Origin of the sequence: Bhargavaea cecembensis, assembly GCF_001619585.1 — a bacterium.
Taxonomy (GTDB): domain Bacteria; phylum Bacillota; class Bacilli; order Bacillales_A; family Planococcaceae; genus Bhargavaea; species Bhargavaea cecembensis_A.
In genome coordinates this window covers 1188548-1215189 of the sequence record NZ_LQNT01000009.1, presented here as the reverse complement: position 1 = coordinate 1215189, position 26642 = coordinate 1188548, and the positions used below count along the sequence as shown (strand labels likewise).

General features: G+C 54.5%; 24 protein-coding genes. 19 read left to right on the top strand and 5 right to left on the bottom strand.

All coding sequences use genetic code 11. The features are described 5' to 3' along the window. Positions 1-195: 195 nt before the first annotated feature. The gene (locus tag AV656_RS09480) at positions 196-927 is read right to left on the bottom strand and encodes an IclR family transcriptional regulator (protein ID WP_063181189.1); all 732 of its coding nucleotides are present in this window, start codon (positions 925-927) and stop codon (positions 196-198) included. A 199-nt stretch (positions 928-1126) separates the two neighbouring features. Here AV656_RS09480 and AV656_RS09475 point away from each other — a divergent pair, with 199 nt between their 5' ends. From AV656_RS09475 to AV656_RS09455, 5 genes are all read left to right on the top strand, one after another. Next, on the top strand, positions 1127-2002 hold the full coding sequence (locus AV656_RS09475; protein ID WP_063181187.1) for a dimethylarginine dimethylaminohydrolase family protein: 876 nt from the start codon (positions 1127-1129) through the stop codon (positions 2000-2002). A 44-nt stretch (positions 2003-2046) separates the two neighbouring features. Beyond that, positions 2047-3687, top strand: coding sequence for a M20/M25/M40 family metallo-hydrolase (locus AV656_RS09470; RefSeq protein WP_063181185.1), 1641 nt, complete (start codon positions 2047-2049; stop codon positions 3685-3687). 13 nt (positions 3688-3700) lie between these two features. After that, the gene (locus tag AV656_RS09465) at positions 3701-4468 is read left to right on the top strand and encodes a dimethylarginine dimethylaminohydrolase family protein (RefSeq protein WP_063181184.1); all 768 of its coding nucleotides are present in this window, start codon (positions 3701-3703) and stop codon (positions 4466-4468) included. Positions 4469-4631: 163 nt separating this feature from the next. Beyond that, entirely contained in the window at positions 4632-6047 is a 1416-nt protein-coding gene (locus AV656_RS09460) for an amino acid permease (RefSeq protein WP_063181182.1), read from the top strand. 274 nt (positions 6048-6321) lie between these two features. Next, a complete protein-coding gene (locus AV656_RS09455) occupies positions 6322-7275 on the top strand; it encodes a nuclease-related domain-containing protein (RefSeq protein WP_063181180.1) in 954 nt (317 codons plus the stop codon). A gap of 157 nt (positions 7276-7432) precedes the next feature. On the opposite strand, the gene AV656_RS09450 is transcribed toward AV656_RS09455, so the two are convergent. Next, positions 7433-7768 carry a zinc ribbon domain-containing protein YjdM gene (locus AV656_RS09450; protein WP_063181178.1) on the bottom strand — a complete coding sequence of 112 codons (336 nt, stop codon included), beginning with the start codon at positions 7766-7768 and terminating at the stop codon, positions 7433-7435. A 223-nt stretch (positions 7769-7991) separates the two neighbouring features. Continuing rightward, positions 7992-8726, bottom strand: a complete 735-nt coding sequence (locus AV656_RS09445; protein ID WP_063181176.1) for an MBL fold metallo-hydrolase — start codon at positions 8724-8726, stop codon at positions 7992-7994. 187 nt (positions 8727-8913) lie between these two features. Here AV656_RS09445 and AV656_RS09440 point away from each other — a divergent pair, with 187 nt between their 5' ends. The 8 genes from AV656_RS09440 to AV656_RS09405 all read left to right on the top strand — a co-directional run bounded on the left by AV656_RS09440 (position 8914) and on the right by AV656_RS09405 (position 16427). Beyond that, on the top strand, positions 8914-9606 hold the full coding sequence (locus AV656_RS09440) for a response regulator transcription factor (RefSeq protein ID WP_063181174.1): 693 nt from the start codon (positions 8914-8916) through the stop codon (positions 9604-9606). Next, positions 9603-10949, top strand: coding sequence for a sensor histidine kinase (locus AV656_RS09435; protein ID WP_063181172.1), 1347 nt, complete (start codon positions 9603-9605; stop codon positions 10947-10949). The genes AV656_RS09440 and AV656_RS09435 overlap by 4 nt, the downstream gene beginning before the upstream one ends. 21 nt (positions 10950-10970) lie before the next feature. Then, on the top strand, positions 10971-11393 hold the full coding sequence (locus AV656_RS09430) for a VOC family protein (protein ID WP_063181170.1): 423 nt from the start codon (positions 10971-10973) through the stop codon (positions 11391-11393). 66 nt (positions 11394-11459) lie between these two features. Further along, entirely contained in the window at positions 11460-12158 is a 699-nt protein-coding gene (locus AV656_RS09425; protein ID WP_063181169.1) for a PepSY domain-containing protein, read from the top strand. A gap of 65 nt (positions 12159-12223) precedes the next feature. After that, a complete protein-coding gene (locus AV656_RS09420; protein WP_063181167.1) occupies positions 12224-12568 on the top strand; it encodes a DUF6176 family protein in 345 nt (114 codons plus the stop codon). A 91-nt stretch (positions 12569-12659) separates the two neighbouring features. After that, on the top strand, positions 12660-13232 hold the full coding sequence (locus tag AV656_RS09415) for a PepSY domain-containing protein (protein ID WP_063181165.1): 573 nt from the start codon (positions 12660-12662) through the stop codon (positions 13230-13232). A 232-nt stretch (positions 13233-13464) separates the two neighbouring features. Then, entirely contained in the window at positions 13465-15810 is a 2346-nt protein-coding gene (locus AV656_RS09410; protein ID WP_063181163.1) for an Ig-like domain-containing protein, read from the top strand. Positions 15811-15854: 44 nt separating this feature from the next. Then, the gene (locus AV656_RS09405) at positions 15855-16427 is read left to right on the top strand and encodes a class D sortase (RefSeq protein WP_063181161.1); all 573 of its coding nucleotides are present in this window, start codon (positions 15855-15857) and stop codon (positions 16425-16427) included. Between the two features lie 363 nt (positions 16428-16790). Here the strand turns inward: AV656_RS09405 and AV656_RS09400 are convergent, their stop codons facing one another. Beyond that, positions 16791-17189, bottom strand: a complete 399-nt coding sequence (locus tag AV656_RS09400) for a DoxX family protein (protein ID WP_063181159.1) — start codon at positions 17187-17189, stop codon at positions 16791-16793. A 307-nt stretch (positions 17190-17496) separates the two neighbouring features. Between AV656_RS09400 and AV656_RS09395 the strand changes: the two genes are divergently transcribed. Then, a complete protein-coding gene (locus AV656_RS09395; protein ID WP_063181339.1) occupies positions 17497-18180 on the top strand; it encodes a response regulator transcription factor in 684 nt (227 codons plus the stop codon). Between the two features lie 235 nt (positions 18181-18415). Further along, the gene (locus AV656_RS09390) at positions 18416-19441 is read left to right on the top strand and encodes a sensor histidine kinase (RefSeq protein WP_063181157.1); all 1026 of its coding nucleotides are present in this window, start codon (positions 18416-18418) and stop codon (positions 19439-19441) included. 18 nt (positions 19442-19459) lie between these two features. Here AV656_RS09390 and yyaC read toward each other — a convergent pair whose 3' ends face one another. Continuing rightward, entirely contained in the window at positions 19460-20071 is a 612-nt protein-coding gene (yyaC, locus tag AV656_RS09385) for a spore protease YyaC (protein WP_231877258.1), read from the bottom strand. A gap of 198 nt (positions 20072-20269) precedes the next feature. Here yyaC and AV656_RS09380 point away from each other — a divergent pair, with 198 nt between their 5' ends. From AV656_RS09380 to AV656_RS09365, 4 genes are all read left to right on the top strand, one after another. Further along, entirely contained in the window at positions 20270-21376 is a 1107-nt protein-coding gene (locus AV656_RS09380) for an AbrB family transcriptional regulator (RefSeq protein ID WP_063181155.1), read from the top strand. Between the two features lie 231 nt (positions 21377-21607). Further along, positions 21608-24106 carry an NEW3 domain-containing protein gene (locus AV656_RS09375; protein ID WP_063181153.1) on the top strand — a complete coding sequence of 833 codons (2499 nt, stop codon included), beginning with the start codon at positions 21608-21610 and terminating at the stop codon, positions 24104-24106. Between the two features lie 172 nt (positions 24107-24278). Further along, on the top strand, positions 24279-25442 hold the full coding sequence (locus tag AV656_RS09370; protein WP_063181151.1) for an ROK family transcriptional regulator: 1164 nt from the start codon (positions 24279-24281) through the stop codon (positions 25440-25442). A 21-nt stretch (positions 25443-25463) separates the two neighbouring features. After that, the gene (locus AV656_RS09365; protein ID WP_063181149.1) at positions 25464-26588 is read left to right on the top strand and encodes an extracellular solute-binding protein; all 1125 of its coding nucleotides are present in this window, start codon (positions 25464-25466) and stop codon (positions 26586-26588) included. Positions 26589-26642 lie beyond the last annotated feature (54 nt).

Sequence of the window (26642 nt, the reverse complement as noted above, 5' to 3'; positions counted from 1 at the left end):
AAAAACCCCCGCCTATGGCGGGGTTTTTTGTATGGGGAAGATCGGGTTTGAAAATGAGTCGTCTGAGTTTGAAGATTAGCGGCCCGAGATTGAAGATTAGTCGTCCGAGTTTGAAGATTAAGTACCCGAGTTTGAAAATAAACTCTCTCCAGCAAAAAGCGGGGACGGCGTCTGCCGTTCCCGCTTTCTCAATCCTCAGCCGGCACCCAGATTCCTTGAAATCCGGGCGCCGGCTTCTTTTACTTTCTCCGACAGGTAGGCGAGGCGCTCATCGGTCAGGTCATAGCTGATGAAGCCGATGGAAACGGCGCCGACGAGGGTGCCGAGCCCGTCCCTGACCGCGGCGGCAACCGAAGAGGTGCCGGGTGTGCGTTCGCCGTGGCTTTCGGCATATCCGGCCTGCCGGATGACCGCAAGCTCGTCATGGAAAGCCTGCTGCTTGTCGCGGGGGACGAGTTGGCCGACGATTTCCGCAGCTTCACCAGGCGGCATATCCGCGAGCATTGCCTTGTTGGCCGCCCCGATATGGAGAGGAATTCGGATGCCGAGCGGGTCATTGATCCGGATCGGATTGTCGTCACTGTCAATGCGCTCCATGACAATCGCCTCATGGCCCGATGGCCGGCTCAGATACACGCTTTCCTTTACCTCTCTGGAGAGGCGCTCGAGTTCCGGCCGAATCTTAGTGATGTAATCCATCGAGTCATACAGGCGCAGCCCGTATTCCAGCCAGATCGGGCCGAGCCGGTACAGCTTGGTCTGCGGGTCCTGCTCGACCATCCGCTGCTTTTCCATTCCTTTCAGGATCCGGTGCATCGTGCCGAGTGCGAGTCCGCTTTTCTTGGAAAGGTCCGAGATCGACATTCCTCCGTTTTCCGCCTCCGATAATAGTCCCGTAATGCTCATCGCCCGTTCCAGTGCCTGCATCGCAACTTCTCCTTTGATTGTGAACCGATTTTAAGCGCTATGTATGCTGATTGACTTCTCTTTGTTTAGAAGAAACTTATTCCTCAATGAAGGTTCAAAATATATTGACAGTATAGCATGGATTGACTATATTAATCGTAACAACTTTCCGTTTAGTGAAAATACTTTCCGTCTAACGGAAAAAGGAGCTTGATTACATATGACGTTTCTTTCATCCATGCATGAGCCGCTCCGACGCGTGATCGTCAAGCGGCCACAGGAAGCATTCAAAAGCCAGAAGCATCTTGATGAAAACTGGAAGCGCTTTAACTATGCCGAGGTACCTGATTACGGGGAAGCGCTCCGGGAATATGAGGCGTTCCTCGATATCCTCAAAGAGCATGTCGAAGAGATCGACTTTCTTCCGGAGGCAGAGGAGACGGGACTCGACTCGCTTTATGCGCACGACCCGGTGAAGTTCACGCCGGCCGGCGCGATCATCCTGAAATCGGGCAAGGCCCTCCGCCAGCCGGAAGCGCAAGTCTATAAGAAGTTCCTCGAAGAAAAAGGCATCCCCGTAATCGGAGAACTGGAGGGAGACGCGGTTTCCGACGGCGGGGACATCGTCTGGCTGGATGACCGGACGATTGCGGTCGGCAGGGGCTACCGGACAAATGATGAAGCTATCAGGCAACTGCGGGAAATGACGGCACCTTTCGTGGACGAATTCATCGAAGTGCAGCTTCCGCATGACCGCGGGGAGGCAGAGTGCCTCCATCTGATGTCGTTCCTGAGCATCGTCGACAAGGATCTGGCCGTCGTCCATTCCCCGCTCATGCCGGTATTCCTTCGACAGCGCCTCATTGAAAACGGGGTCCGGCTGGTAGAAGTGCCGCAGGACGAGTACGACAATCTTGGTTGCAACGTGCTGGCACTGGCTCCGCGTAAAGTGGTCATTCCGGCGGGCAATCCCGTGACGAAAGCGGGCCTTGAGGAAGCCGGAGCCACCGTGTATGAGTACAAAGGCGATGAAATCTCTTATAAAGGAACCGGCGGGCCAACTTGCCTGACCTGCCCAGTGGTTAGAACAAAATGACTCTGGCACACGAACAAAAACAGATGAACAAGGGGGAACAACCGATGGGACGCCGTTGGGACACACCTGAAGCACGCCGAGCACTACTCTGTGAATTGGTCAGCTGGGACAGCCGGACGCTGACGGAAGGAGAGCGGCTATTTGCGCAGCGGCTCGAGACGAAGCTTCGTGAAATGCCTCACTTCCAGCAGCATCCGGAACGCGTCGCCCTTCACGATGCAGGCCTTGGCCGCCAGACGGTGACGGCACTGTACAAGCATCCGGATGCAACGGATACGATCGTGCTCATCAGCCATTTTGATACGGTCCAGACCGAGGAATATGGGGCCCTTCAGGCGCTTTCGACGTTGCCTGAGGAACTGACGGCCAAGCTTCATGACGTCAAGGACACGCTCCACGCGGAAGCTCGTGCCGACCTAGAGTCGGGTGAGTACCTGTTCGGCAGAGGCACGATGGACATGAAGGCGGGCCTCACCGCCCATCTTTCGTTGCTCGAGCAGGCAATCGACGAGGATTGGCCGGTCAACCTTCTCCTCCTGACCGTACCGGACGAGGAAGTGAACTCCGCGGGAATGAGGGTCGCGGTTGGCGCCCTGCTTAAGATCGCCGAGAAGGAAGGGCTCACATTCAGCCTGTTCCTGAACGGGGAGCCGTCCTTCACGCAAGAGCCGGGCGACACAAAGGAGTATATCTACTCCGGAACAATCGGCAAAATCATGCCGGCAGCCCTGTTCTATGGAAAGGAAACCCACGTCGGGGAACCGCTCCAGGGCCTGACTGCAAACTACATCGCTTCCTATATGACGCAACAGATGGAGTTCAGCGACCTGTTCGAAGAGAGCGAGTACGGCGAGAAGACACCGCTCCCGGTTTCGCTGTACCAGCGTGACCTGAAGGACCAGTACTCCACCCAGACACCGTACCGCGCCGCCGCGCTCTATAATGTCTTCCTGTTCAAGCGCACGGCGGCGGACGTCATGGAAACATTCGAAAAAGTTGCCGGGGAAGCGGCGTCCGCGTGCAACTCGGCCTACAGGGAACTGTGCCGCCGCCACGGCGTAAGCGGTGTCGGTGACGTGAAAGTGTACCGCTACGAGCAGATCCTGACTCATGCGGAAGACAAGCTTGGCACGGAAGAGGTCCGCAAGATGAAGGAAAAAGCAATTGCCCTGGCCGGTCCGGACGAGCGGGCGCAGAGCTTCGCTGTCGCCGACCGGCTCATGATCGAATGCCAGGAACTGTCCCCGGCAATTGTCCTTATGTACGCGCCGCCATACTACCCGGCGGTCAACTCCACTGAGGAGGCGCTGATCCGGGACGCGGTCTCGCTTATGAAGGACACCGCACAAACGCTCGGCACCGAACTGGAGCAGGTCCATTACTTCAATGGCATCTGCGACCTGAGCTACGTCAACTACCGCGGCGGAAGCGATGGCTGGACCGCCTACGAACGCAACACCCCGGTCTGGGGGGACACGTACAGCATCCCGTTTGAAGACATGCGGAAACTGAACGCTCCCGTCTTGAACGTCGGGCCGCTGGGCCGCGACGCCCATCAGCGCACGGAGCGCCTCCACATCGACAGCGCCTTCCGCCGGCTGCCGATCATGCTGGAGACGCTGATCCGCAAGCTGTTTATTGAACGCAATGAACAGGCCGCAACCAAATATCATTATTCATCCTGAAAGGAAGATCTCCATGTCCCGATTCCAGAACGTCATCGTCAAAGCGCCTGCCAGAAGCTATGTGGACGGGCTGACCACCTCCGACCTCGGCAAGCCGGATTATGAGAAGGTCGTCGAACAGCACAAAGCCTACGTCGAAGCGCTGAAAAGCTGCGATGTCGAAGCAACCGAACTTCCGGCAGACGAGCAGTACCCGGACTCCGTATTCGTAGAGGACCCGGCCGTCCTGACGCCGGAGTTCGCCGTCATCGCCAACCCGGGAGCGGAATCCCGAAATGGGGAGACAGCGGCAATCGAAGAAGCGCTGAAGAAATTCTACGACAAGTTCTACCATATCGAAGCACCGGGTTATCTGGACGGCGGCGATGTGCTTCAGGCAGACGACCACTTTTATATCGGCCTGTCCGAGCGGACCAATGAAGAAGGCGCCCGACAGCTCAAAGAGATTCTTGAAAAGGAAGGCTACAAGGCGGATATCCTGCCGCTCCAGGAATTCTTCCACCTGAAGACGGGGATTGCCTACCTCGGCGACAACAACATGGTCGTCGCGGGCGAGTTTATCGACCATCCGGCTTTTGCGGAATACAACCGGATCGTCATCGGCAAGGAAGACGAATACTCCGCCAACTGCATCAAGGTCAACGACACCGTCATCATCCCGTCCGGCTACCCGGAAACGAAGCGCAAGATCGAAAAAGCCGGTTACCGGACCCTCGAGCTCGACATGAGCGAGGTCCAAAAGCAGGACGGGGGACTCAGCTGTCTGTCGCTGAGGTTCTGATTAAGAGAAATGGGGAGGAACCGAACGCCGTCGCGCGTCCGGGTCCTCCCATTTCCGATAGTGACTGAAAATTGCCACCATTAGCCATTGCTGTAAGCGGCTTCACAACAAAACAGGCGGTTCCCGGCTGAAGGGGTACGGAACCGCCGGACAGGGGGAAATGATGAACGATCCACATACGCTGCTGCCTCCACAGGAACTGAACCGCTCCATGAAGAGCCGGCACTTGCTGATGCTCAGCCTGGGCGGTGTCATCGGGACGGGGCTGTTTCTGAACGCCGGTTATACGATCAACCAGGCCGGTCCGGGAGGCGCCATTCTCGGCTATCTCGTCGGAGGGCTCATCCTGTACATGGTCATGACCTGCCTCGGAGAACTGGCGACCCATATGCCGGTCACCGGATCCTTTCAGACGTACGCCACGAAATTTATCAGTCCTTCCGCCGGGTTCTCGCTTGGCTGGATGTACTTTGTCGGATCAGCCGCGACCGCGGGCGTGGAGTTTACCGCAGCCGGGATTCTCATGCAGCACTGGTATCCGGATGTGCCGGTCTGGATCTGGTGCGCGGTCTTCATGCTGCTTCTGTTCGGGCTGAATGCCCTGTCGACACGCGGCTTCGCGGAAGCGGAGTTCTGGTTTGCCGGCATCAAGGTGCTTGCGGTCATCGCGTTTATCATCATCGGGATTCTCGCCATCTTCGGAGCAGTCCCGCTTGCCGACCGGCCGACACCGGGACTGTCCAATCTTGCACCGACCGGCCTGTTCCCGGCGGGGATCGCCATTGTCTTTGTGACGATGATGAACGTCATCTTCTCCTATCAGGGCTCCGAGCTGGTCGGAGTGGCTGCGGGGGAGACGGAAAACCCGGAAAAGAACATCCCGCGCGCAATCCGCACGATCCTCGTCCGGATCATCCTGTTCTACATTGCGTCCATCGTCATTTTGTCTTCCATCTTCCCGGCGTCTGAACTCGGACTCCTGGAAAGCCCGTTCGTCACGCTCATGACAATCGCCGGCGTGCCGTTTGCGGCAGACATCATGAACTTCATCATCCTGACGGCGATCCTGTCCGTCGGCAACTCGTGCCTCTACGCGTCAACACGCCTGCTCTGGTCGATGTCAGGCGAAGGCATGGCGCCGGGTGTATTCCGGAAGCTGACCAAGCGCAAAGTCCCGCTGAACGCGCTGCTCTTCACGATGGTCTTCTCGCTCCTGTCGCTCCTGACAAGCTTCATGGAGGCAGACGCCGTCTTTATCCTCCTGATGTCGATCGCCGGCATCTCCGTCACGATCTCCTGGATGGGCATCGCCGCCAGCCAGTTCATGTTCCGCAGAAAGTATGTGCGGGACGGCGGCCGCATCGAGGACCTGAAATTCAAGGCACCGCTTTATCCGTTCCTGCCGCTGTTCTGCATCGCCTTCTGCCTGCTCATCCTCGGTTTCCTGTTCGTCGATCCGACACAGCGCATCGGCCTGATCTACGGAGTCGGCTTCTTCATCGCCTGCATGGTGTTCTACAAAGTGAAGGAAATGCGTGCGAAGAAAGTCGTGCCGGAACCGCCGGCGACGGTGGAGTGATGGCGCGGGTGTGCTAATCTTCAAACTCAGGGTGTTATTCTTCAAACTCAGGGTGTTATTCTTCAAACTCAGAGCCGTAATCTTCAAACTCAGGACACTTATCTTCAAACTCGTCTGAAACGCTCGTATGAATGCCCCGCCAGCCGGGGCATTTTTCAATTTTGACATGCAAAAATGCTTTAAAATCCAAAGATGCCAAGTTGTCTTCCGGCATGTCCCTGGTTGTGGTATGGTTCGGAAAAAGGAAGGGGCGGGTCCGGTGGAGAGCGAGTCGATGGCAGTCCTTAAAGGAAAGGCGCATGAACGGCTGCTCGCCCGAGTGGGCAGCCGTCACCGGTCTTACTCGGAAATTGCAGGAAAGTTGAAATTCCTCCGGGCAGGAATTGCGGGAGAAGAGAAGGTCCTGAATTACATCCGACGATTGGAATTCCCGTGGCCCATTCTGTGGGACGTCAGTCTGGAAGTCATGCCGGGACATTTCGTCCAACTCGATGTTTTGATTCTCCTGCCCTCAGGAGCGGTGATTTATGAGGCCAAGAACATGGCAGGAAGACTCCGTTTTGAGGAACATCCCGCACGGTTGGATAAGGTGAACGAACATGGAAGCATCACTGATCGTTACGACTGCCCCATGTTGCAGCTGCAGGACGAAATCGCCAACCTGCAGGTCTGGTTTCATCTGCACGGTATCCCTTTCGAAGTGGAAGGGGCCGTAATTATGACGGGAAGTGCAATCATCGAGAAGCCTCCTGCCAGCGGGCGGCTCTTCAGCCTCCGAGAAATCCGCAGACACCTCGCCACAAAAGGAAAGGACAGGGGAATGAGCGAGCAGGAGCTCTGGCAACTTGCCGGCTACATTCGCCGCCATAACAAACCTTATATCGCTTTCCCGCTGATCGGACGGTTTGGCATTCTTGCTGAAGAGGTTGAGTGGGGACCGCTCTGTGAAGCATGTGGTGGTAGACTTGCACGCAAAAGCGAACGGACTTGGCTATGCCCGGCCTGCAACTGGAAGACTGCCGACCCCTTCACCCGCACATTGGAAGACTGGTTCACCTTAAGAAGCCAAACACTTGTGAACAGGCAGGTCCGGGAGCTGTTCAGCATCAAAAGCCCGGGTGCGGCTTCCCGCCTGCTCCAGTTCTATCCCCTGGAGAGAGAAGGAAGCGGTCGAGCGACCCATTATGTCTGGGACTACAACACGCCCCTGATGCGCCAATCGGAATAATTAAGAAAGGGATTCGCCGCAGCGAACCCCTTTTTTAGTGAGCTTGAAATAAAGCGGGTTGAGTTTGAAGATTATGCGCCCGAGTTTGAAGATTAGGGCTCCGAGTTTGAAGTAAACCCGCTCCTTACACATTCCGTAACGGAAAACGAGACTATGATTAGGCCTTTTTTACAAATTCAGATTTTAGTTGCATGGCACCAAATCCTTCGATCCTGCAATCAATATTGTGGTCACCATCAACGATACGAATCCCTTTTACTTTCGTACCGATTTTGAGGACTGATGAACTGCCCTTCACTTTTAAATCTTTAATGACGGTCACCGTATCTCCATCTTTCAAAACATTTCCGTGGACGTCTTTTACAACGTTTTCCTCACTTTTTTCTACATCTTCATGTGTCCACTCATTTGCACATTCAGGACATACGAATACATTACGGTCCTCGTAAGTGTACTCCGATTGGCATTTGGGACAATTAGGCAAAACAGCCATAATCGTTTATCCTCCTTAACCTTTGTAAAAAATTAAGATAAATGTCTGCAGCACCAATTCAACATTCTAAATGATTAGCCAGAAATAGCAAATTAGCCCCCCTTAAAGCCAGAAGTTAAAAAAACCCTTATACTAACCCTACTCGTCCCAGAGAAAAACTTTCCAAATCCAGAGCTGCCCGACACAAGAGAAGGGTTCCGCCATCCCCGGCGAAACCCTTTTCTCACACTTCTATGACATCCCCGGCTTCCGCTAACCGCGCACTGCCGCCGAACGCTTCCTGTGCGGCCGACAAGATTAGCTGCACATCGCCGTCCTGCGGTAGGTGCGTCAGAAGCAGCCGCTTCGCACCCGCGAGACGCGCAAGCTCTCCGGCCTCGCTTCCGGCCATATGCCCCGGCGACTTGCCCTTGTATTCCTCATACAGATTCGCCTCGCTCACGAGCAGATCTGCTCCCGACGCAAACTCCGCGAGCGGCTCGTGGAATTCGGTATCGGCCGTGAACACGACCGCCTTGCCGTCCGCCTCGAAGCGCGCCGCCAAGCAATACACCGGATGAACCGTCTCGGCGAACGTCACTGAGAACGGCCCGATCTCATACGTCTCACCCGGTGCTACCGCATGCCCCTCAGCAACTTCCTTATACGTCAGCTTTGAGAACCCGTCCGCGTCCCGGTCATGCGCGTAAAACGTCAGCTTCCGGAGCGGCCGCCCCGTGTAATACGCAATCAGGTGATGATACTGCAGGCTCCCGACATCCGCCACGTGATCCGCATGGTAATGGCTGATCACGACCGCATCGATCTCATCGAGCGTGATGTAGCGCTGCACCTGCGCCAGCACCCCGCTCCCGCAGTCGAACAGCACCCGGAACCCCTCATGCTCGATCAGAAACGACGACGTCGCCGACTCCGCCTTCGGATAACCGCCCCAGATCCCGACAGGAATCACTTTCATCCTAATTCCCTCCTCTGAAAACTCGTTACCAACAGTGTACCACCGGAGCGGACGGTGAACCCTTTTGGGGAAGAAAAGCCGTGCGCCGCACGCCCGTTGCGGCCTGCAGGATTCGAGTCTTTCCGCGCTTGACGCAGAAATCCTTCCCAATCATAGTTGTAGGTAGAAAGAGAAGGAGGCGGACGGCATGGCAGAACGGATCCTGATTGTGGAGGACGAGGAGAACATCGCGCGGGTGCTGCAGCTCGAGCTGGAGTTTGAGGGCTACGAGGCCGGGGTGGCGCATGCGGGCGACGAGGGGCTGATCAAGTTCCGCGAGGGCGGATGGGACCTCGTGCTGCTCGATCTGATGCTTCCGGGATTGTCCGGGCTTGATGTGCTGCGCCGCATCCGGGCAAGTGACACGGCGGTACCGGTCATCCTGCTGACTGCAAAAAACGAAGTGGAGGACAAGGTGGCCGGTCTCGACCTCGGAGCGAATGACTATGTCACGAAGCCGTTCGAAATCGATGAGCTTCTCGCGCGCATCCGTGCGACGCTGCGGCTGGCGAAGGCACTATCAGGAGCAAAGGTGGCGACGCCGGAACATATCCATTCGTTCGCAGGGCTCACCATGAATGAAGAGACGCGCGACGTGACCCGGGACGGGCGTTCCATCGACCTGACCCCGCGCGAATACGACCTGCTGCTGTATTTCCTGAAGCATCCGAACCGCGTGTTCGAGCGAGAGCAGCTGCTGGATGCGGTGTGGGGCTTTGATTATTACGGCGATACAAATGTCGTGGATGTCTACGTCCGGTATGTCCGCAAGAAGATCGGAGACGGGCTCATCCATACCGTGCGCGGCGTCGGTTACGTGCTGAAGGAATCTCCGAAATGAAGCTGAGAACGAGGATCCACGTGTTCACGACGCTCCTTATGTTCCTGATCCTTGCCGGGCTCAGCATCGGCATCTACTTCCTGTTCGAGAAAATGATGTACGAGCGGCAGGCGGATCAGCTTCTGGCCAGGGGGGAGGACCTTACCGCTGAGCTGAATCACATCGCTCCCACAAACGCGAACATGGTCATCCGTGCCTATATGCCGCCAGACGGGGCGTTGCTGATTGTAGGGGCAGACGGACGGGTGATCCGTGAAGTGGAGAGCGACAAGCGGCTGCGCGGGTTCCCGGCTGAACCGGACGGCAGCGGCCCTTACACGGTCTCCGATGTCGACGGCATGCCCGCCGTGACGGTCGCTATGCCATTTATCAGCGCGGGAGGAGAAGTCGCAGAGCTCCGCATCACCCAGTTGGCGGACGACATCGCCGGTCAGCTTGCCACCCTCCGGCTGATTCTTATCGGCCTCACTGCCGCAGCGATGATTCCGGTCATCGTCTCGAGTGTCGCGCTCGGCCGCATCGTCACACGGCCGATCAACGTGCTTACCGGCACGATGCGGGAGAACCGGGAAAAAGGGGCTTATGAGAAGATTGATGAAGGCCGCGGAAAAGACGAGCTGCACGAGATGGCGCTTGCCTACAACGACATGATGGACCAATTGGGCCGGAACTACGAAAAGCAGGAGCGCTTTGTCTCCGACGCCTCCCATGAACTGAAGACGCCGATCACCGTCATCGAAAGCTACTCCAGATTGCTGAAGCGGCGCGGATTCGATGACCGGAACATCGCGAATGAAGCCGTCGATGCCATTTTGTCGCAGGCCATCCGCATGAAAGACCTGACGGCCCAGCTCCTGGACCTCGCGCGATCCGATCAGTCGGCTGCCTATCACTTCAAACAGGCGGACATCCGGGGCATCGCCGAAGAAACAGTCAGCCCGATGCGTCAGGCTTACGGCCGGGATTTTGGAATCGAGGGGCCGGACAAGCTGATTGCGGATACTGACCCGGACAAGCTCCGGCAATTGCTTTTCATTCTTTTGGACAACGCAAGGAAATACAGCGATGGTGCGGTCCGGCTCACCATGGAAGAAAAAGAAGACCGCGTAGAGCTCTCCGTCGCCGACCACGGACCAGGAATTCCGGAAGCAGACCTTCCGCACCTGTTCGACCGCTTTTACCGGGTCGACAGCGACCGGAACCGCAAAACCGGAGGCACCGGGCTCGGTCTGGCACTTGCCAAGGAAATCGCCGAAGGACTTGGAGCAGAACTAAGTGTTGAAAGCGTCGTTGGAGTCGGGACGGTATTCAGAATCGTCTTCCCGTCAAATCGGCAATCATGAACCCTAAAAGGAGAGATGAACATGATCAAATCGATGTATCCGTACCTCGTCACGAACGGCAACGGACAGGAAGCGGTCCGCTTCTATGAAAAGGCGCTCCAGGCAGATGTGCTTGAAGTAAAGACTTTCGGCGACATGCCCTCACAGCCGGGCGAAGAGATGCCGGATGAAATGAAGGACCGGGTGCTGAACGCCCATCTGAAAGTCGGAAACACCGACTTCATGATCTCCGATACGAATCCCGGCCAGCCTCATACGGTAGGCGATCACCTCTCGATCGCCCTATCCTTGACCGATCCGGATCTGACCCGCGACATTTTCGCCCAACTTGCGGAAGGCGGCGAGGTGGTCATGGACGTCCAGGAAACGTTCTGGAGCCCTGCATACGGCCAGGTCAAGGACCGCTTCGGCATCCTCTGGCAGGTTAACACCGTAACGGAATAAACGTCTGGCCTCTCAGCGTTTTTTAATGTTCGCTCCGTATAATGGGAGATAAGGAGGGGGTCGTGCATGGACAACCGAAAATGGCTATGGCTCGCGGCAATCGGCGCGGCGGCTTTAACTGTGGTCATCGTAGCCATTATGGCGCTTCGCGGCAGCGGTGAGGCAATGGCGGCGGTTGACGTCGAGATGAAGCTGACGGGTATGTACGGCGGCGAAATCCTGAATATCGAGCAGGACGGGGACGTCTATCGTGCCACGCTCAAGCGCAATGACGGCGTATTCGAAGCGGTCGTCGACAGTGACGGCGGGGCGATCATCTCGATGGAAAGAACGGAAAGCGTCGACCCGATCCCTGAAGCGGACATGAAAGCGAAAATAGCGGAGCAATACGGCTCAGAACCAATAGCGCTCGAGCTTAGAGATAACATCTACAGCGCAACCGTCGAAGATGAAACCCAAACGACTGAAGCCGAGTACGACGCGGTGACCGGCGAGCAAATCAAGGAATCCGTGACCGAAAAAGAACCGGCCGGGCCGCCTGCACAGGAAGAAACACCCAAGCAGTCCGTCCGGCTCACGCCAAGTGAAGCCGGAGACATCGCCGTCAAGGAGATCCCGGGCAAAGTGGATGATGACATCGACTTCGAGGATACCGAAGACGGCGGTTACTACATGGTCCAGGTCGAAACGGCAGATGACCGGGAAGCCGATATCCAGATTCACGCCATCACCGGGGAGATCCTGACCATATCCTGGGACGATTAAAAAAGACGAATCATCAGGGCCGGGCGATCCCCGGCCCTTCTTACATAGAAAGAGGGGGAAGTAAAATGAACGTTGAACTGACACGATTCCGGGTGAAGCAAGGCATGTCGGAAAAGGTGGATGAATGGATGGCATTCCTGAATGAGCATATGGAAGATGTGCTCGTCACACTTGAAGGCGAGAAGATGCATGTGGAAACGATTTTCCGTGAGACACTCGGCGGAGAAGAGTATTTGTACTGGTACTCCGTCCAGGGCGAGAACGGCCAGGCGGTCGAGGAGTCGGACCACTGGATTGACAAAAAGCACCTCGAGTTCTGGGATGCGTGCATCGATCCGGATTTCCGGCCGGTCGACCTCAAGACGGAAGTCGTGATGATCCCCGAAACGATCCGAAGGGCAATGAATTAATGCTTTCTCATCAATCTCTAATCTTCCCCTCAGCGTCCCTTAATCCCGCGCGGATATGATAAGGACAACAACAAACGAGGAGGAAAACAAAATGAAAAAACGTTGGTTTATTGCACCGGTCGCAGCAGGGGTTCTGGCAATCGGAGGCATGGCAGCTTTTGCTGAAGACACAGGGAAACTCGCGCCGGTCGATACGGCTGAAGCGAAAGTGAAGCAGGCGGCATCGGGCTGGATTTCGGCGGATGAGGCGAAGTCAATCGCAATTGAAGCGGCAGGCGGCGGGGAAGTCCGCGAGATGGAACTGGACCGTGATGACCAGGAGTATGAGTTCGAAATCCTCGGCGAGTCCGGCGAAGTAGAGGTCAAGATTGATGCGAATTCCGGCAAGGTCTTGAAGACCGAACAGGATGACCAGGATGATGACCGAGACGACGACCAAGACGACAGCAAGACTGCTCCGGACAACCTGATTAAGGAAGAGGAAGCAATCAAGATCGCGAAAGCCAAGGCCGGCTCCGCAGCCGAAGTGATTGAATCCGAGCTCGATGAAGACGACGGACGCTGGAACTATGAAGTGGAACTTCGGGATGGCAAAATCGAATACGAAGTCGAAATTGACGCAGAAAACGGTAACATCATCGACTTTGAAAAAGACGAAGACTGATTAGATATGAAAGACCGCTGCCCGGATGGGGCAGCGGTCTTATTTTGGTTTTAAGATTTTCAGAGGTAATCGGAAATTTCCTTTTTATAAGGAAAATCCTTGAAGGGATTCTATTAGGATAGGGCGAATTCATATAGCACAAACCGGGAAGAATGCCCTACCGACTTAAACAGCGGACGTGCGCATCGCCGGTCACTATCAACCAAATACCGGATGGAAAGGAAGCGTACGCATGAACCCGCTCAACCTTAAAAGAAAAGGCAATCGGATCAGAAAGTCTTTCGCCACTGCAGGTATTGCAGCGGCACTTGTATTCAGCACCATCCCATTTGGAGCAGCTCCGGCCCGGACATTTGCGGAGCAACCTGAAAGCGCACTGCAGCTGACGGCAAATGTACGCGACGAGGGAGATCATTACAAACTTGATTTGAGCCTTGCAGGCGAAGCAAATGACAATGAAGGATTTGCACAAGCGGCTGTTTTTTATGCACCTTTTCTCTCGGATGCATGGAGTCCAACCGGAGCGGTGACCACAACGATCCAGCCGTCTGCAGTCGCAATGTCCCAGTTACCTGAACTTGCAGGGGATCTGGAGCCAATTATTGAGCGGGCACTAGACGTCACCGATCAGCTCAATACGAAGCTTTCATCGGAAGTGCAGTTGGAAAACCCGGAAACCGGTGAAACAGAAACCGTGAAAATTTCCGATGTAATCGCAGTCGAAGGAATTCCGGAGCTTGAAGCAGCTGTCGGACATCTTGCAGATCCAAGCGAAGAACTCGCGTCCCTTCCGGTGTTTCAGGAAGGTACACCAGTTTCTGCAGACGGGGCAGTGGTCATTGCCGATTTCTGGGAAGGTTTGGATAAACACTTGGAAACAGAAATTGAGAGGACTGTTTTGGATTCCGCTGCAGGAGTTCGGGTGAGTGTGGAAGGTCTCGTCCCGATTGTGAAAGACCAGACGGAAGAGGCTGTTGCTTCTCAATTGGAAGTTGACCTTCTGATTGATGAAATCAACACCGATATCATTGAGCCAGGCAATACTGAATTGAACACACTGATTGAAGAATTCCGTGCGGCCTTTGAAGGGGAAGCGTCCGAATGGACAGCCAACCTTCACGACCTGCGCAAAGTGGACTCAATTGCGGCCGAGGCCACCATGTGGGTTGAAAAGCCTGTCGGAGCCGACAATTCGGTGCCCATCCAGGCCGGACTGACGAGTGCTTCGCCAAGTCAAGATGAATTGGCGCATTTGGATGTAAAGGCCGAAGCGGACTTTAAAGAAAAAGCTGATCCGGTGAAAATCCCTAAAGGACCATCAAGCATCTACTTGTTCGCTGGGGAGCAGTTTGCTTTTGGTGAGGGGCTGGTCGGGGCGACCGTCTTTGCCAGATCAAAAGAAGGCGACCATATCGGCCATGCAATTGTCGAGCCTCCATTTTTCTATTTTGCAGAGGAGATCGTAATTGAAAACAACGGCTTCTTTGGAATGGAGCTCCAACGGCCTCTGGTTGAAGGGGAAGTCATTGAGTTTTACCAGAGAACAGAAGACGGGCAGACAAGTGAGTCCGCGTTTGTAAAAGTCCTTCCGGCTCCGGATGGCGGGGATTTTGAACCGACACTCGAGCTGCCTGTGGTCGATGATATCTACGATATCGACTATGTTGTCACGGGGACGGCCGGACCTGGGAACTTGGTTTTAGCGGTTACCGAAGAAGATCTGGTCGGTATTGCTGAAGTAATGGAAGATGGCTCTTTCCTGATGGAGTTGGAAGAGCCACTGAAGGCAGGAACAGAAGTCGGCTTTATCCAGGTGAATGAAGCAGACGAGTACAGTGACTTTACCTTCAAAACCGTATTGAAGTCAGAAATGTCACTGGAGCCGCCGACTGTTGACCCGATCGATGACGACGATCTCAGCATTACCGGTGCAGCCGGCGCCGGGCATGTTGTACTTGCAGGAGTCGGGGAGGAACTCATCGGTGTTGGTGATGTGGCTGCCGATGGCCGTTTTGTCATTGAACTTGCCGAACCTCTTCAGGCAGGAACGGTCGTGGAACTGTACCAGCTTTCCGAAGACGGCCAGTACAGTGACACGGTATCGGTAACGGTTCAGAAAGCTGGAGATGCGGTCGTGCAGAAGCCTACGGTCCAACGGGTTACCGATAAAGACCGGACAGTGACCGGTAAAGGCTTGCCTGACCATACCGTTATCGGTTATTTGGATAATGAGGAAATCGGAAAAGCCGAAGTCAGTGAAGACGGCAAGTTCAGCATTCAGCTGGATAATCCGTACCCAGCGGGAACTGTGCTAGAATTCCGTCAGTCCGACCCGGACGGCAAGTTGAGCGAACCGGTTCAAGTGACCGTTGAAAAAGCAGCAGAATCCGGCTCAGGCTCGGACTATAAGACAGAATCTGGTACGAAGGGTACGAGCGGTACGAGTGGCAGCAGTTCCGGACAAAAGCTTCCAAAGACAGCGACAGCGACCGGTGCATTGGGACTGGCAGGAGGCGGCGTTCTCCTGGCGGGTCTGCTGATAAGGCGCTTTGCACGCAAGGGAAGAAACGTCCAGTGATGCAACCGGGGAAAACCCGCTATTAAGAAGGGAGGAGTGAGCATATGAAATGGATCAGCAACATCCTGATCATCATCGGCGCGGCAGCGCTCTTGTTTGCATGCTGGTCCTATTTCAGCCACTCAAAGGCACAGGAGCAATCGCTCGTGGAGGCCAGAGAACGCTTGCAACAGAATGGTTCTTCAACAGAAGCGAGCATGAACGCACAGGATTTCACGGCAGCATCCGGGGAGGCGATCGGCCTTCTTGAAGTGCCGAAACTGGACAAGGAGCTGCCGATTGTGGAAGGGACTGACCCGGATGCCCTCAAGAAGGGCGTGGGCCACTTGGCGGATTCGGTTTTCCCGGGGCAGAACGAGCAGATTCTGCTGGCAGGACACCGGGACACCGTATTCAAGCGATTTGCAGAGCTCGAGGTCGGTGACACATTCATTGTCCAAATGCCTTACGGTGAGCATGAATATGAGATCCGCCACACTGAAATCGTCGATGCGGATGACACAACCGTCATCCGGAGCATGGGCGAGGAAGTCCTCGTTGTTTCAACATGCTACCCGTTTGACGCACTGAGTGCCGCTCCGGAACGATTCGTCTTTTACGCCTACCCGACAAACTGAAAAGTCCATGCAGCAAACCCTCCATCTGATTTTGAGATGGAGGGTTTCTCTTGGCATAAAAAAGGATCCGCCGACAACCGGGCGGATCAAAGACCATATTCTCTAAAAGGGGGAAATAGAGAAGTGGGGCTGGTCATAGGTTACCCGGTCCGTCGGATTTTAATCATAAAGAAACGAATTATCTTTATTATTTCCGTTCCATCCTGGAGAGAAGGGGCACGGCTCGTCTTTCCCCAAAAAAATGCCCGCCGACATCGCCGGCGGGCCAGGACCTGCATTCTCTAAAAGGGGGAAATAGAGAAGGGGTTGGTTATAGGGTACCCGGTCATGAGGAAAGTAATCATTTTCCGGGTAATCGTTCAATTATCCTTTATTGGCAAGTTTGTAATCAGCCGACAGGACCGAACGGTCTGCAAGCACAAAGTAAACCGAAGCTGCAAGCAGGATCACATCCAGTTCATACCCCGCCATCTGTCCGTTGCCGAGGAAGCCAAGCGAAAGCTTTGCAATAAAGATGGCACCGAGCATGATGATGGCGAAAAGGATACCGACGATTTTTGTCCCGATGCCGATGATCATGGCCAAACCGCCAAGCAGCTCAATGGTTGCAACGACATATGCCATGAATCCCGGAATGCCGAGGCTGTCAAAGTATCCGGCTGTATTGGCAATACCGCCCTGGAATTTTACCAGCCCGTGAATGAAGAAGGTCAGACCCAGGACGACCCTCAAAATGAGTTTTGCGATATCGTTCTTATTCATGTAATAACTCTCCTTTTGTTTTTAAGTTACTTAATATAACTATGTAATGAAGTGTAATGTGTATTTCTTGATTTGGCAAGCCCCTATCAAAAAGAAAGAAGAGTGTTATAGTTCCCCCTTATCTGATAGCAATTAACGCAAAAAATGCCCGCCGACATCGCCGGCGGGCCAGGACCTGCATTCTCTAAAAGGGGGAAATAGAGAAGTGGGGTTGCTCATATGGTACCCGGTTTACAGAGAGTTATTCATGTTTATCCGAAATTTTCCGGAGTTTTCCGGTAAACTGGTGAAAAAGGGGGTCTGTCCGGTGGAATTTACGGTGTTTTTGGTGGAGGACGATGAAGCGATTTTCCGGTCGCTATCCGAAAAGCTGGGTCAGTGGGGGCTGACCGTAACGGGGCCGGACAATTTCCACGGAGTGATGGAGGCGTTCCGGACGGCCGGTCCGCATCTGGTGATCCTGGACATCGGCCTCCCTGCATTTGACGGATACCACTGGTGCCGTGAGATTCGCGCAGAGTCGAATGTGCCCATCGTCTTTTTGTCGTCACGGGACCATCCGATGGACCAGGTGATGGCGATGTCGATGGGTGCGGACGACTTTATCCAGAAGCCGTTTAATTCGGATGTTCTTCTGGCGAAGCTCCAGGCGATCCTCCGGCGCACGTATGCCTATACCGAAGAAAAGCCGGACATTGTGGAATGGAACGGAGCGGTGCTTGACCTGAAACGGGGCATTATCCGCACCGGCGGCGTGGATGTAGAACTGACGAAAAATGAATTCTTCATCCTCGCCGTCCTCGTCGAGTCGCGCAACGAAATCGTGACGCGCGATGAGCTGATCCGGAAGCTCTGGGACGACGAGCGGTTTGTGAACGACAACACCCTCACGGTGAACGTCAACCGCCTGCGGAACAAATTGGAGGACATCGGGCTGGGGGATAAGATCATGACGAAGAAGGGCATGGGGTATGTGGCGGTGGAGGAATAAAAGGAGATTCGGGGCAAGCGGGCGGGTGGCATCGCTCCGGTTTCGTCATTCGGTGTTCCGGTTTCGGCATTCATGACCTTAGTTTCCTCATTCGCGGACTTGATTTCGTCATTCGTCACTTTCCGGGAAACGAATGACGAAACTTGTCCGCCCAATGACGAGATTGAACGGCCGAATGACGAAATCACTGCAGAGTTGCGTTTATATACAAACATTGGAAGGAGGCAAGCCCATCATGTTCACTCCCTATCTGAAATCCCGTCTCCCGTGGATCCTGTTTTTCCTCGCCGCACTTCTTCTGGCGGACCTGATTATCCTCCTGGATGACGGAATTGAGATCGAAGCGGCATCCGTCGTGTATATGAACTTTCTTCTGGTCGCAGTGTTCGCCTTATTCATCCTCTGGCGCTGGCGGGAGGAGACGTCGTTTCTCCGGGAAGCCTCACGACTGTCCGATGAATCGCTCAGGGAGTGGGAGGAGCTGTTGCCGGAGCGGCCGGCAGGCCTTGACCAGCGGACTGCGGATTTGCTCACAACGGCATCCCGGGTGCACCGGGAGGAGCTGGCGAAGCTCGCCGATGATCAGTATCTGGAGGCGGATTACCTGGCAGCGTGGGTGCATGAGGCGAAGACGCCCCTGACGGCAATGAAGCTCATCATGGAAGAGCACCGGGGGGACCCGGCCATGCGGCATTTTTCCGCCGAGTGGCTCCGCCTTCATCTCCTGATCGACCGACAGCTGTACATCTCGCGCATGCCGTCGCTCGCTGCAGATTTTCTCCCGGAGACGGTGAGCGTGCGCTCGCTCACCGCCCCCGAAATCCGCGAACTCGCCGCCTGGTGCATGGAGAAGGACGTGGCCGTCGAACTGGAAGGGGAGGATTTATCCGTCCGGACAGACGAGAAATGGGTGCGCTTTATTATCCGCCAGATTCTCACGAACGCTGTGAAATACAGCCCGGCCGGGGGGACAATTGCCATCACAACTGATTATTCTCCTGAAGGCAATGTCCGCGTTTGGATTCAAGACGAAGGTCCGGGCATCCCGGCTCATGAACTACCGCGCATCTTTGAGAAGGGCTTCACCGGGGGCACCGGCCGCATCCACAACGCTGCTACGGGACTCGGCCTGTACCTGGCCGATACGGTTGCCGCACGGCTCGGAATCCGTCTGTCCGCTGTTTCCGAAGAAGGGAAGGGCACTGTCCTGACGCTGACTTTCCCGATGGATAATGAATTCGACAGGGTCATGGGAGGCTGATAGGATCCTGCATCCGACTCACACGGACTCCTCACGTATTTCCGGGATGGACAGCCTTGTCGAATCCAAAATGATCCCAGACGTAATTTCAGCGAGCCGGAGGACGGTATCCAGCCGCGTGTTGTTCAGTGAATCGGCGGGAAAGTACGGATCCAGGTGGTTCACGACGCCTTTGAAGTGACAGTCGCCTACGCCGGGCAGCGGATTCCGGATGGCATATCCCGGAATAAGCGGGCCATCGTTAAACAGGATGGACCCGATCCGATGGGTATCCCCCAGACAGGCGTCGATACTGACAATCAGCGGATCCGTGAATCGGCAGCGGATCTCACCGAGCACCTTTTTCATGTTCAGCGCATGGACAGGTTCCTCGATGGTCCCAAAGACGGGATGCGGAAACTGCTGTTCTTTCAGCATCTTCCCGACAAAGGGGCCATACGAATCCCCTGTTGAGCGGTCCGATCCGATACATAGGAAGACCATGTCACCGCCATGCGATCGGTGCAGACGGGCCAGCTCCAAGGCCATCTCATTCAGAAGACCAGCTTCGGGGGAACGCATGGCATAGCGATACGAAAACTTGCTTTCGGCGGTTTGAATCGTTTTTCTTCTTTGGATAAAAGGAAACATGGCACAGCCTCCTTCCGGTCAGAGAAAACGGTGTCTTCTTGCAAAAATGCACAATGATATCGATAACCAATTAGTTCGATAGTGCTGAAATGGAACCCTCTTTTCAGAACCGCCTTCCCGTGCCTCCTCTTAACAGCTTCTGTAAAAGTGCTAAGATAGAACATAAGACTTTTATTGATAAGGCAGAGGTGCACCAGGATGAAGACACCGGAGAATCAGACAAAAGGGAAGCAGCTTCTTGAAGCATTGCTGTGCGGACTGGCAGGCGGGACCGTATTTTCTTGGATCGGCCTGCCGCTCGCCTGGATGCTTGGCCCGCTGACGGCCGTGATCCTTTGGAATCTGCTGACCAAACGAACGTTATATTGGCCGAAATCTTTTAAAAACGGAGGCCAGATGCTGCTCGGTTACAGCATGGGCCTGTCATTCACTGCAGATAGCGCAGCGCAGATCGCGGGCCAGCTGCCTTCCATGACAGTGAGCACCGTGCTCATGGTGGTTTTTGGTCTTGGAATCGCCTTTCTCGCCTCCAGAATGACCGGCGTAAATACGCCAAGCGCTGTCATGGGAACGACGCCCGGCGGCTTGTCCCAGATGACTATGCTGAGTGAAGAGATCAGGGGAGCCGACCCGACGATCGTCACTTTTATGCAGACGATCCGGATGCTTGCCGTCACGTTCATGGTACCGATGTTGACCACGTTTGCTTTTGCGGGTGGAGCGGGCAGCGGGATCACTGCATCTGCAGCTGATGCGGAGCAGACGGTATCCGGCGGCGGCCTGATGTACTTACTGATGGCCGTGATTGCTGTTTTTGCCGGCACGACACTGGCACTGCGCCTTAGGTTTCCGACACCCTGGATTCTCGGGCCGCTGATCACGGCGGCGATCCTGACGGTGAGCGGTTTTCCGGCACCCCATCTACCCCCTCTGCTGATGGTGGCCGCGCAGCTGCTGTTGGGGGTTTACCTCGGTCTCGGCATCAGGCTGGACATGCTGAAAGACTGGAGAAAGCTGTTGCCGTTTTCCCTCGTTTCAGGTGCGCTCATGGTCGGATTTGCCCTTCTGCTCGCCTATATCCTGCACCTGATCCACCCGATGTCCATGGCGACCGCCTTCCTGTGCATCGCGCCGGGCGGGCTGCCGGAGATGGGGGTGACCGCCCACGAAGTCGGGGCGGATGTCTCAATGGTAGCGGCCTACCAGCTGTTCCGCGTATTCTTTATCCTGTTCCTGGTCCCGTTGTTCCTCAGATTCGCGTTCGGCAGGCAGGATACCGCAGGGAAAGCAGTGGAATCCATGTAGCAAATTAGACACCCGGGCTTCCCGGGTGTTTTTCTTTGCCATACTTTTTGCCCCCTCCGTAGTACCTGTTATTAGAATGCTAAATAGTTACATGGTTAGATTAAAAATATTCTGACTATATGTATACTGAAATTAATAAAGGAAGGTGCATTTCACAAGTTGGTTAGTGAAATTTACTAACCAACTTGTGTCCGCTTTCTTTTAAAACGATTCAGGAAAGGGGTCAGAAGTGTGAAGAGGTTTTGGTACGGTGTACTTTCCATCTTGCTGGTGCTGTCCGTGTTGCCGCAGGCCGTCCTGGGAGATACCCCGCAAGAGCCCGACGTGGAACTGTGGAATGCCGTGAAGCCGTTGGATACGACGGTCACGTTCCTCAACACGGGTGCTCACCCGGACGATGAGCGCAGTGACTTCCTCGCTTATTTGTCGAGGGGGCTGGGTGTGAAAACGGCAAGCCTGATCGCCAACCGGGGAGAAGGCGGGCAGAATGCGATCGGAAATGAACTGGGGAACGGTCTAGGCATCATCCGTTCCAACGAGATGATCGAAGCGGCCAAAGTCAATGGCGTTAAAGCCTATCACCTGAGCGACACCACCTCGGACGCCATCTACGACTTCGGCTTCTCAAAATCTCCGGAAGAAACTCTGGAGAAATGGGGAGAGAAAGTCACCTATTCCCGTCTCATCGAATTCATCCGCACGTATCAGCCGGACGTGGTGATGCCTTCCTTCCTTAATGTGGACAGCCAGCATGGACATCACCGGGCGATCAATGTCCTGTCGCTGAAGGCTTTCGAGGATGCGGCGGATCCGACGGTCTTCCCGGAACAGATCGAGAACGGGCTGGAACCTTGGCAGATCAAAAAGCTCTACCTGCCGGTTTCCCAGAATGAAGCGACCGTATCCATCGAAATCGGTGACTACGACCCGATCTACGGGATGAGCTACCCTCAGCTGGGTGAAGCATCGCGCTATCTTCATAAGAGCCAGGGCATGGGACGTGACATTCCGGTTGAGCCGCGCCAGGTTCACCTAAAGCTTGAGGAATCTGCGGTGCAGGAGAATTCGGGTGAACTGTTCGACGGGATTCCCTATGATTTTGAAGCATGGGCGGCTGAAGTCTCTGACAAAAAAATCAGCGAATCTCTCCGTTCTCTTCAGCAGAAATTGGATCAAATCGTTGAACTTTATCCAGAACGCGGAGCCATCCTCCCTGAATCCCAGAAGGCGCTGCGTGATGTAAGAAAGTTGGCCGGCCAGGTGGCTTCTGCCGAGCTGGGCAAAGGTATCCGGAATAACCTTCTCCACAAACTGGTACTCAAAGAGGAACAACTCATTGAAGTAAGCCAGGTGGCTTCCGAGCTGTCTGTGGACATTTCCATCGGTTCTTATGTGCTGACTCAGGGTGAGCAGGCGGAAGTGGAAGTGACGGTCACCAATGAAGGAAACCGAAAGCTTCATCATATTGAAGCAGCACTTCTGACCCCTGAAGACTGGAAACATGAAAAAGCCGTTAAACTTAAGCATCTGAAACCCGGTGAATCCAAGACTGCCAGCTTCACGGTAAACGTTCCGGAGGATGCCGGATACTTCGAACCCTATGCTGAAGCTTCAATCCGGGCACAACTGTCATTCAAGGAGAATGGAGTGGACACTGCATTTATCAGTGACCTCGACAACACGGTCAGTGTGCTGCCCGAGCTGGGAGTAACACCTGATCCGGTCAATATCACGGTGAACACGGCTGAAGTGCAGGAAAACATTCCGGTCAGCGTGAAAGTGAAGAACTATGCTGACGCCCTCCAGGAGGCGGAGGTTTCTCTGAACCTTCCTGAAGGCTGGAGCAGTGAGCCTGCAGTGGCTGAGGTGAATCTGGAAGAGCGTTTTGAGGAAAAGAGCATTTCCTTTAATCTGATTCCGCCTTCCGAAGTGGAAGAAGGAGAGTTCACAATCGAGGCCATTGCAAAAGCGAATGGCAAAACGCATAGCACGACCGTCCAAGAAATCAAATACGAGCATATCAAAGACTCTTATTATCTGTATCCTTCCTCCATCAACGGCGTCGCATTTGAACTCCTGAAGCCGGAGAACCTGAAGGTTGGATATATTGACAGCGGTTTTGATACGATTGCCGATTCGTTCATCAATGCCGGCTTCGACATCACCAAGCTGACACCGGAAGATCTCGCATCAGCAGACCTGTCGCAGTACGATACGATCGTCACGGGCATCCGTGCGACCCTTGGCAGGGAGGATCTTGTCGCGAACAATGAACGCATCAAGGAGTACGTGCACAACGGCGGGCACTTTGTCATGCAGTATGTCACCGCTTCCGATCCGTGGGATACCGAGCTGACGGCCCCTTATCGCCTGAAAATCGGAACCCCTTCCATCCGTTGGCGCGTAACCGATGAGAATGCAGAAGTGACGGTGACCCAGCCGGATCACCCGCTATTCAACTATCCAAACAACATTACAGACAGTGACTGGGACAACTGGGTTCAGGAACGGGGCCTGTACTTCCCGATGGAATGGGATGAACGGTACGAAACATTCGTATCGATGGCAGACCCGGGAGAAGCCCCGTTCACGAGCGGAATTCTCATGGCAGAATACGGAGAGGGGACTTATCTGTATACGAACCTTGTATTCTACCGTCAGATCGGCGCCCAGGTGCCTGGCGGTTACCGGATCTTTGCCAACCTGATCAGCTACGGAGCCGATCAATAAAACGGAATGCCACAAGCATAGACTGCAGAGATCAAGTCTGCAGTCTATATTTTTAGGAAGAAAAGGAAGAAAAGTTTATGAAAGCGGTTTACATTTCAAACTTCGTTGATTACAATGTTTTCAAACAAGTTAGTAAGTTAAGTTAACAAACTAACCTTTTAGGGGCAATGCCATGCAATATGTGAATGACGAATCGAATATTAACCGCAACGCACGGCAGGTGCTCAGGTGTGTGCTGGAAACAGAGCCGACAACCCGGACGGCTATTGCAAAGAAGCTGTCTCTCAGCAAGCCGACCGTCTCAGCGGCGATCTCCCGGCTTATCAATGAAGGATGGGTCACCGAGACGGGCAGCGGGGAGGCATCCGCAAGTGGCGGGCGGAAGCCGGTGAACCTGAAGTTCAATCCGAAAAAGGCACACTGCATCGGGATTGACATCGGGGGAACCAAGGTGGCGGTCGGCATCACCGATCTGAAAGGGGAGCTGGAGAGCTACAGGACATTCCCGACCCAAGAATACTTGGACCGTGATTTCTTCCCGACGATCCGGAAGATGGCCGAAGAAATGATGGAAGAGCTGTCCCTTGAAAAAGAGGAAATCCTGGGTGTCGGCGCCGGTGTCCCGGGAGTGACCAACGTAAAGACCGGAATCGTGGAAGAAGCACCGGCTTTGAAATGGAGAGACTATCCGGTCCGGGAAAAGCTGGGGGAAGTGTTTCCGTATCCCGTATACGTAGACAACGACGTCAATATCGGTGCGCTTGGGGAGCACTGGACGGGTCGCGGCAAGGGGAAGCAGAACCTCCTCTACATTGCCATCGGAACGGGAATCGGCAGCGGAATCATCCTGAACGGTCAATTGTTCCGGGGAAGCCAGTACAGTGCGGGGGAACTCGGTTACATGGTGACGGATCGAAAGCTTGCCAAAACGTACCGGCCATCCTACGAAGGTTATGGATTTCTTGAAAGTGTCGCGGGCGGAACATCTGTCGGCAGAGCACTATCGGAGCGTCTTGGAAGGGACGTGACAGCCGAGGAAGCGTTTGGGCTGTACCGGTCAGGAGACAGAGCTGTCGTTGAAACACTCGGAAATGTGCTGGAACATCTCGGAATTGGAGTGGCGAACTATGTGTCCCTGCTGAACCCGGAGCTGATCATTTTAGGAGGTGGTCTTTCACAGTCATTCGATGTGATCCAGCCGATTGTCTCAGACAACGTGAAGCGGTACGCACCGAAAGAATGTGAGATCGTCAGGACGGCGTTCGGAAAGGAAGCCGGCGTAATCGGCGCTGTTGCACTGTTGCTGAAGGAGCATGAGGGGTTGTACAACATTTAAAACCAGAAGGGGGCAGTTTGGATGGGAAAATGGGTTAAGAAAAGCTGGTTGCTTGTTCTGACGGCATTGTTTGCGCTTGCTTTGGCAGGCTGCATGGCCGATTCCGGAGGAGGAGAGGAAGAGGATGCTTCCGGAACATCCGGAGATGCGGGTGGCGAAACTGCCGCTTCAGAAGACCTGGAGGAAAAAGTGGTCGTTTATTCTCCGCACGGCAGTGATATTTTGGGGGACTTCAAGCAGCGCTTTGAAGAAGAGTATGGCATCAAGATGGAGTTCCTGGACATGGGCTCACAGGAAATTCTGGACCGGATCCGCTCAGAGAAAAACAATACGCAGGCTGATGTGTGGTGGGGAGCGCCTCAGGTGAACTTTGACCAGGCAAAGGATGAAGAGCTGCTTGCCGAATACAAGCCGTCCTACGCGGATGCGCTGGATGAGATGTATCACGACGAAGACTGGATGTGGAGCGGCACTTCGATGACGCCGGAAGTCATCATGTACAACAACAAGGAAATCTCTGAAGAAGAGGCACCGAAAGACTGGGACGACCTGATCGATCCGAAGTGGCAGGATGAGCTGATCATCCGCTATCCGCTTGCATCCGGTACGATGCGGACGATTTATTCGGCAATGATTTACCGGACATATAAGGACACGGAAGATCCGCAGGAAGGCTACGAATGGCTTGAGAAATTGGATAACAACACGAAAGAATACTCGGCCAACCCTGAGCTGATGTACAACCAGCTGGCGAAAGGCGTCGGTTCCCTGACGGTCTGGAATATGCCGGATGCCGTCATGCTCGCAGAAGAAAAGGGTTATCCGTTCGGCTATGTCCTCCCGGAAAGCGGCACACCGGTTCTGACCGAAGGGATCGCAATCGTCAAGGATGCACCTCACCCGAAAGCGGCTGAAGCATTCTATGAGTTCGTCAACACGCCGGAAGCGGCAAAACTCCTCGCAGAAAAATACTACCGTATTCCGACACGCGAAGATGTGACCGACCTTCCGGAGTGGATCACTGAAGCCGAAGACGAGATTAAGCCGATGGACATTGACTGGGCTCTGTTCCAGGAAAAATCCGATGAGTGGATGGACCACTGGGATAACCAAATCAAAAACGCGGAAAAAGAAACAGGCGAGTAACCTGCAGGCTGCATGGGCTCCGTATAGCGTTTACTCTTGACGTTGGACTATCGC

What these genes read in the sequence shown, in the direction of transcription:
- AV656_RS09480 (WP_063181189.1), bottom strand. Translation starts at nt 927, where the DNA reads ATGCAGGCACTGGAACGGGCGATGAGCATTACGGGACTATTATCGGAG.
- AV656_RS09475 (WP_063181187.1), top strand. Translation starts at nt 1,127, where the DNA reads ATGACGTTTCTTTCATCCATGCATGAGCCGCTCCGACGCGTGATCGTC.
- AV656_RS09470 (WP_063181185.1), top strand. Translation starts at nt 2,047, where the DNA reads ATGGGACGCCGTTGGGACACACCTGAAGCACGCCGAGCACTACTCTGT.
- AV656_RS09465 (WP_063181184.1), top strand. Translation starts at nt 3,701, where the DNA reads ATGTCCCGATTCCAGAACGTCATCGTCAAAGCGCCTGCCAGAAGCTAT.
- AV656_RS09460 (WP_063181182.1), top strand. Translation starts at nt 4,632, where the DNA reads ATGAACGATCCACATACGCTGCTGCCTCCACAGGAACTGAACCGCTCC.
- AV656_RS09455 (WP_063181180.1), top strand. Translation starts at nt 6,322, where the DNA reads ATGGCAGTCCTTAAAGGAAAGGCGCATGAACGGCTGCTCGCCCGAGTG.
- AV656_RS09450 (WP_063181178.1), bottom strand. Translation starts at nt 7,768, where the DNA reads ATGGCTGTTTTGCCTAATTGTCCCAAATGCCAATCGGAGTACACTTAC.
- AV656_RS09445 (WP_063181176.1), bottom strand. Translation starts at nt 8,726, where the DNA reads ATGAAAGTGATTCCTGTCGGGATCTGGGGCGGTTATCCGAAGGCGGAG.
- AV656_RS09440 (WP_063181174.1), top strand. Translation starts at nt 8,914, where the DNA reads ATGGCAGAACGGATCCTGATTGTGGAGGACGAGGAGAACATCGCGCGG.
- AV656_RS09435 (WP_063181172.1), top strand. Translation starts at nt 9,603, where the DNA reads ATGAAGCTGAGAACGAGGATCCACGTGTTCACGACGCTCCTTATGTTC.
- AV656_RS09430 (WP_063181170.1), top strand. Translation starts at nt 10,971, where the DNA reads ATGATCAAATCGATGTATCCGTACCTCGTCACGAACGGCAACGGACAG.
- AV656_RS09425 (WP_063181169.1), top strand. Translation starts at nt 11,460, where the DNA reads ATGGACAACCGAAAATGGCTATGGCTCGCGGCAATCGGCGCGGCGGCT.
- AV656_RS09420 (WP_063181167.1), top strand. Translation starts at nt 12,224, where the DNA reads ATGAACGTTGAACTGACACGATTCCGGGTGAAGCAAGGCATGTCGGAA.
- AV656_RS09415 (WP_063181165.1), top strand. Translation starts at nt 12,660, where the DNA reads ATGAAAAAACGTTGGTTTATTGCACCGGTCGCAGCAGGGGTTCTGGCA.
- AV656_RS09410 (WP_063181163.1), top strand. Translation starts at nt 13,465, where the DNA reads ATGAACCCGCTCAACCTTAAAAGAAAAGGCAATCGGATCAGAAAGTCT.
- AV656_RS09405 (WP_063181161.1), top strand. Translation starts at nt 15,855, where the DNA reads ATGAAATGGATCAGCAACATCCTGATCATCATCGGCGCGGCAGCGCTC.
- AV656_RS09400 (WP_063181159.1), bottom strand. Translation starts at nt 17,189, where the DNA reads ATGAATAAGAACGATATCGCAAAACTCATTTTGAGGGTCGTCCTGGGT.
- AV656_RS09390 (WP_063181157.1), top strand. Translation starts at nt 18,416, where the DNA reads ATGTTCACTCCCTATCTGAAATCCCGTCTCCCGTGGATCCTGTTTTTC.
- yyaC (WP_231877258.1), bottom strand. Translation starts at nt 20,071, where the DNA reads ATGTTTCCTTTTATCCAAAGAAGAAAAACGATTCAAACCGCCGAAAGC.
- AV656_RS09380 (WP_063181155.1), top strand. Translation starts at nt 20,270, where the DNA reads ATGAAGACACCGGAGAATCAGACAAAAGGGAAGCAGCTTCTTGAAGCA.
- AV656_RS09370 (WP_063181151.1), top strand. Translation starts at nt 24,279, where the DNA reads ATGCAATATGTGAATGACGAATCGAATATTAACCGCAACGCACGGCAG.
- AV656_RS09365 (WP_063181149.1), top strand. Translation starts at nt 25,464, where the DNA reads ATGGGAAAATGGGTTAAGAAAAGCTGGTTGCTTGTTCTGACGGCATTG.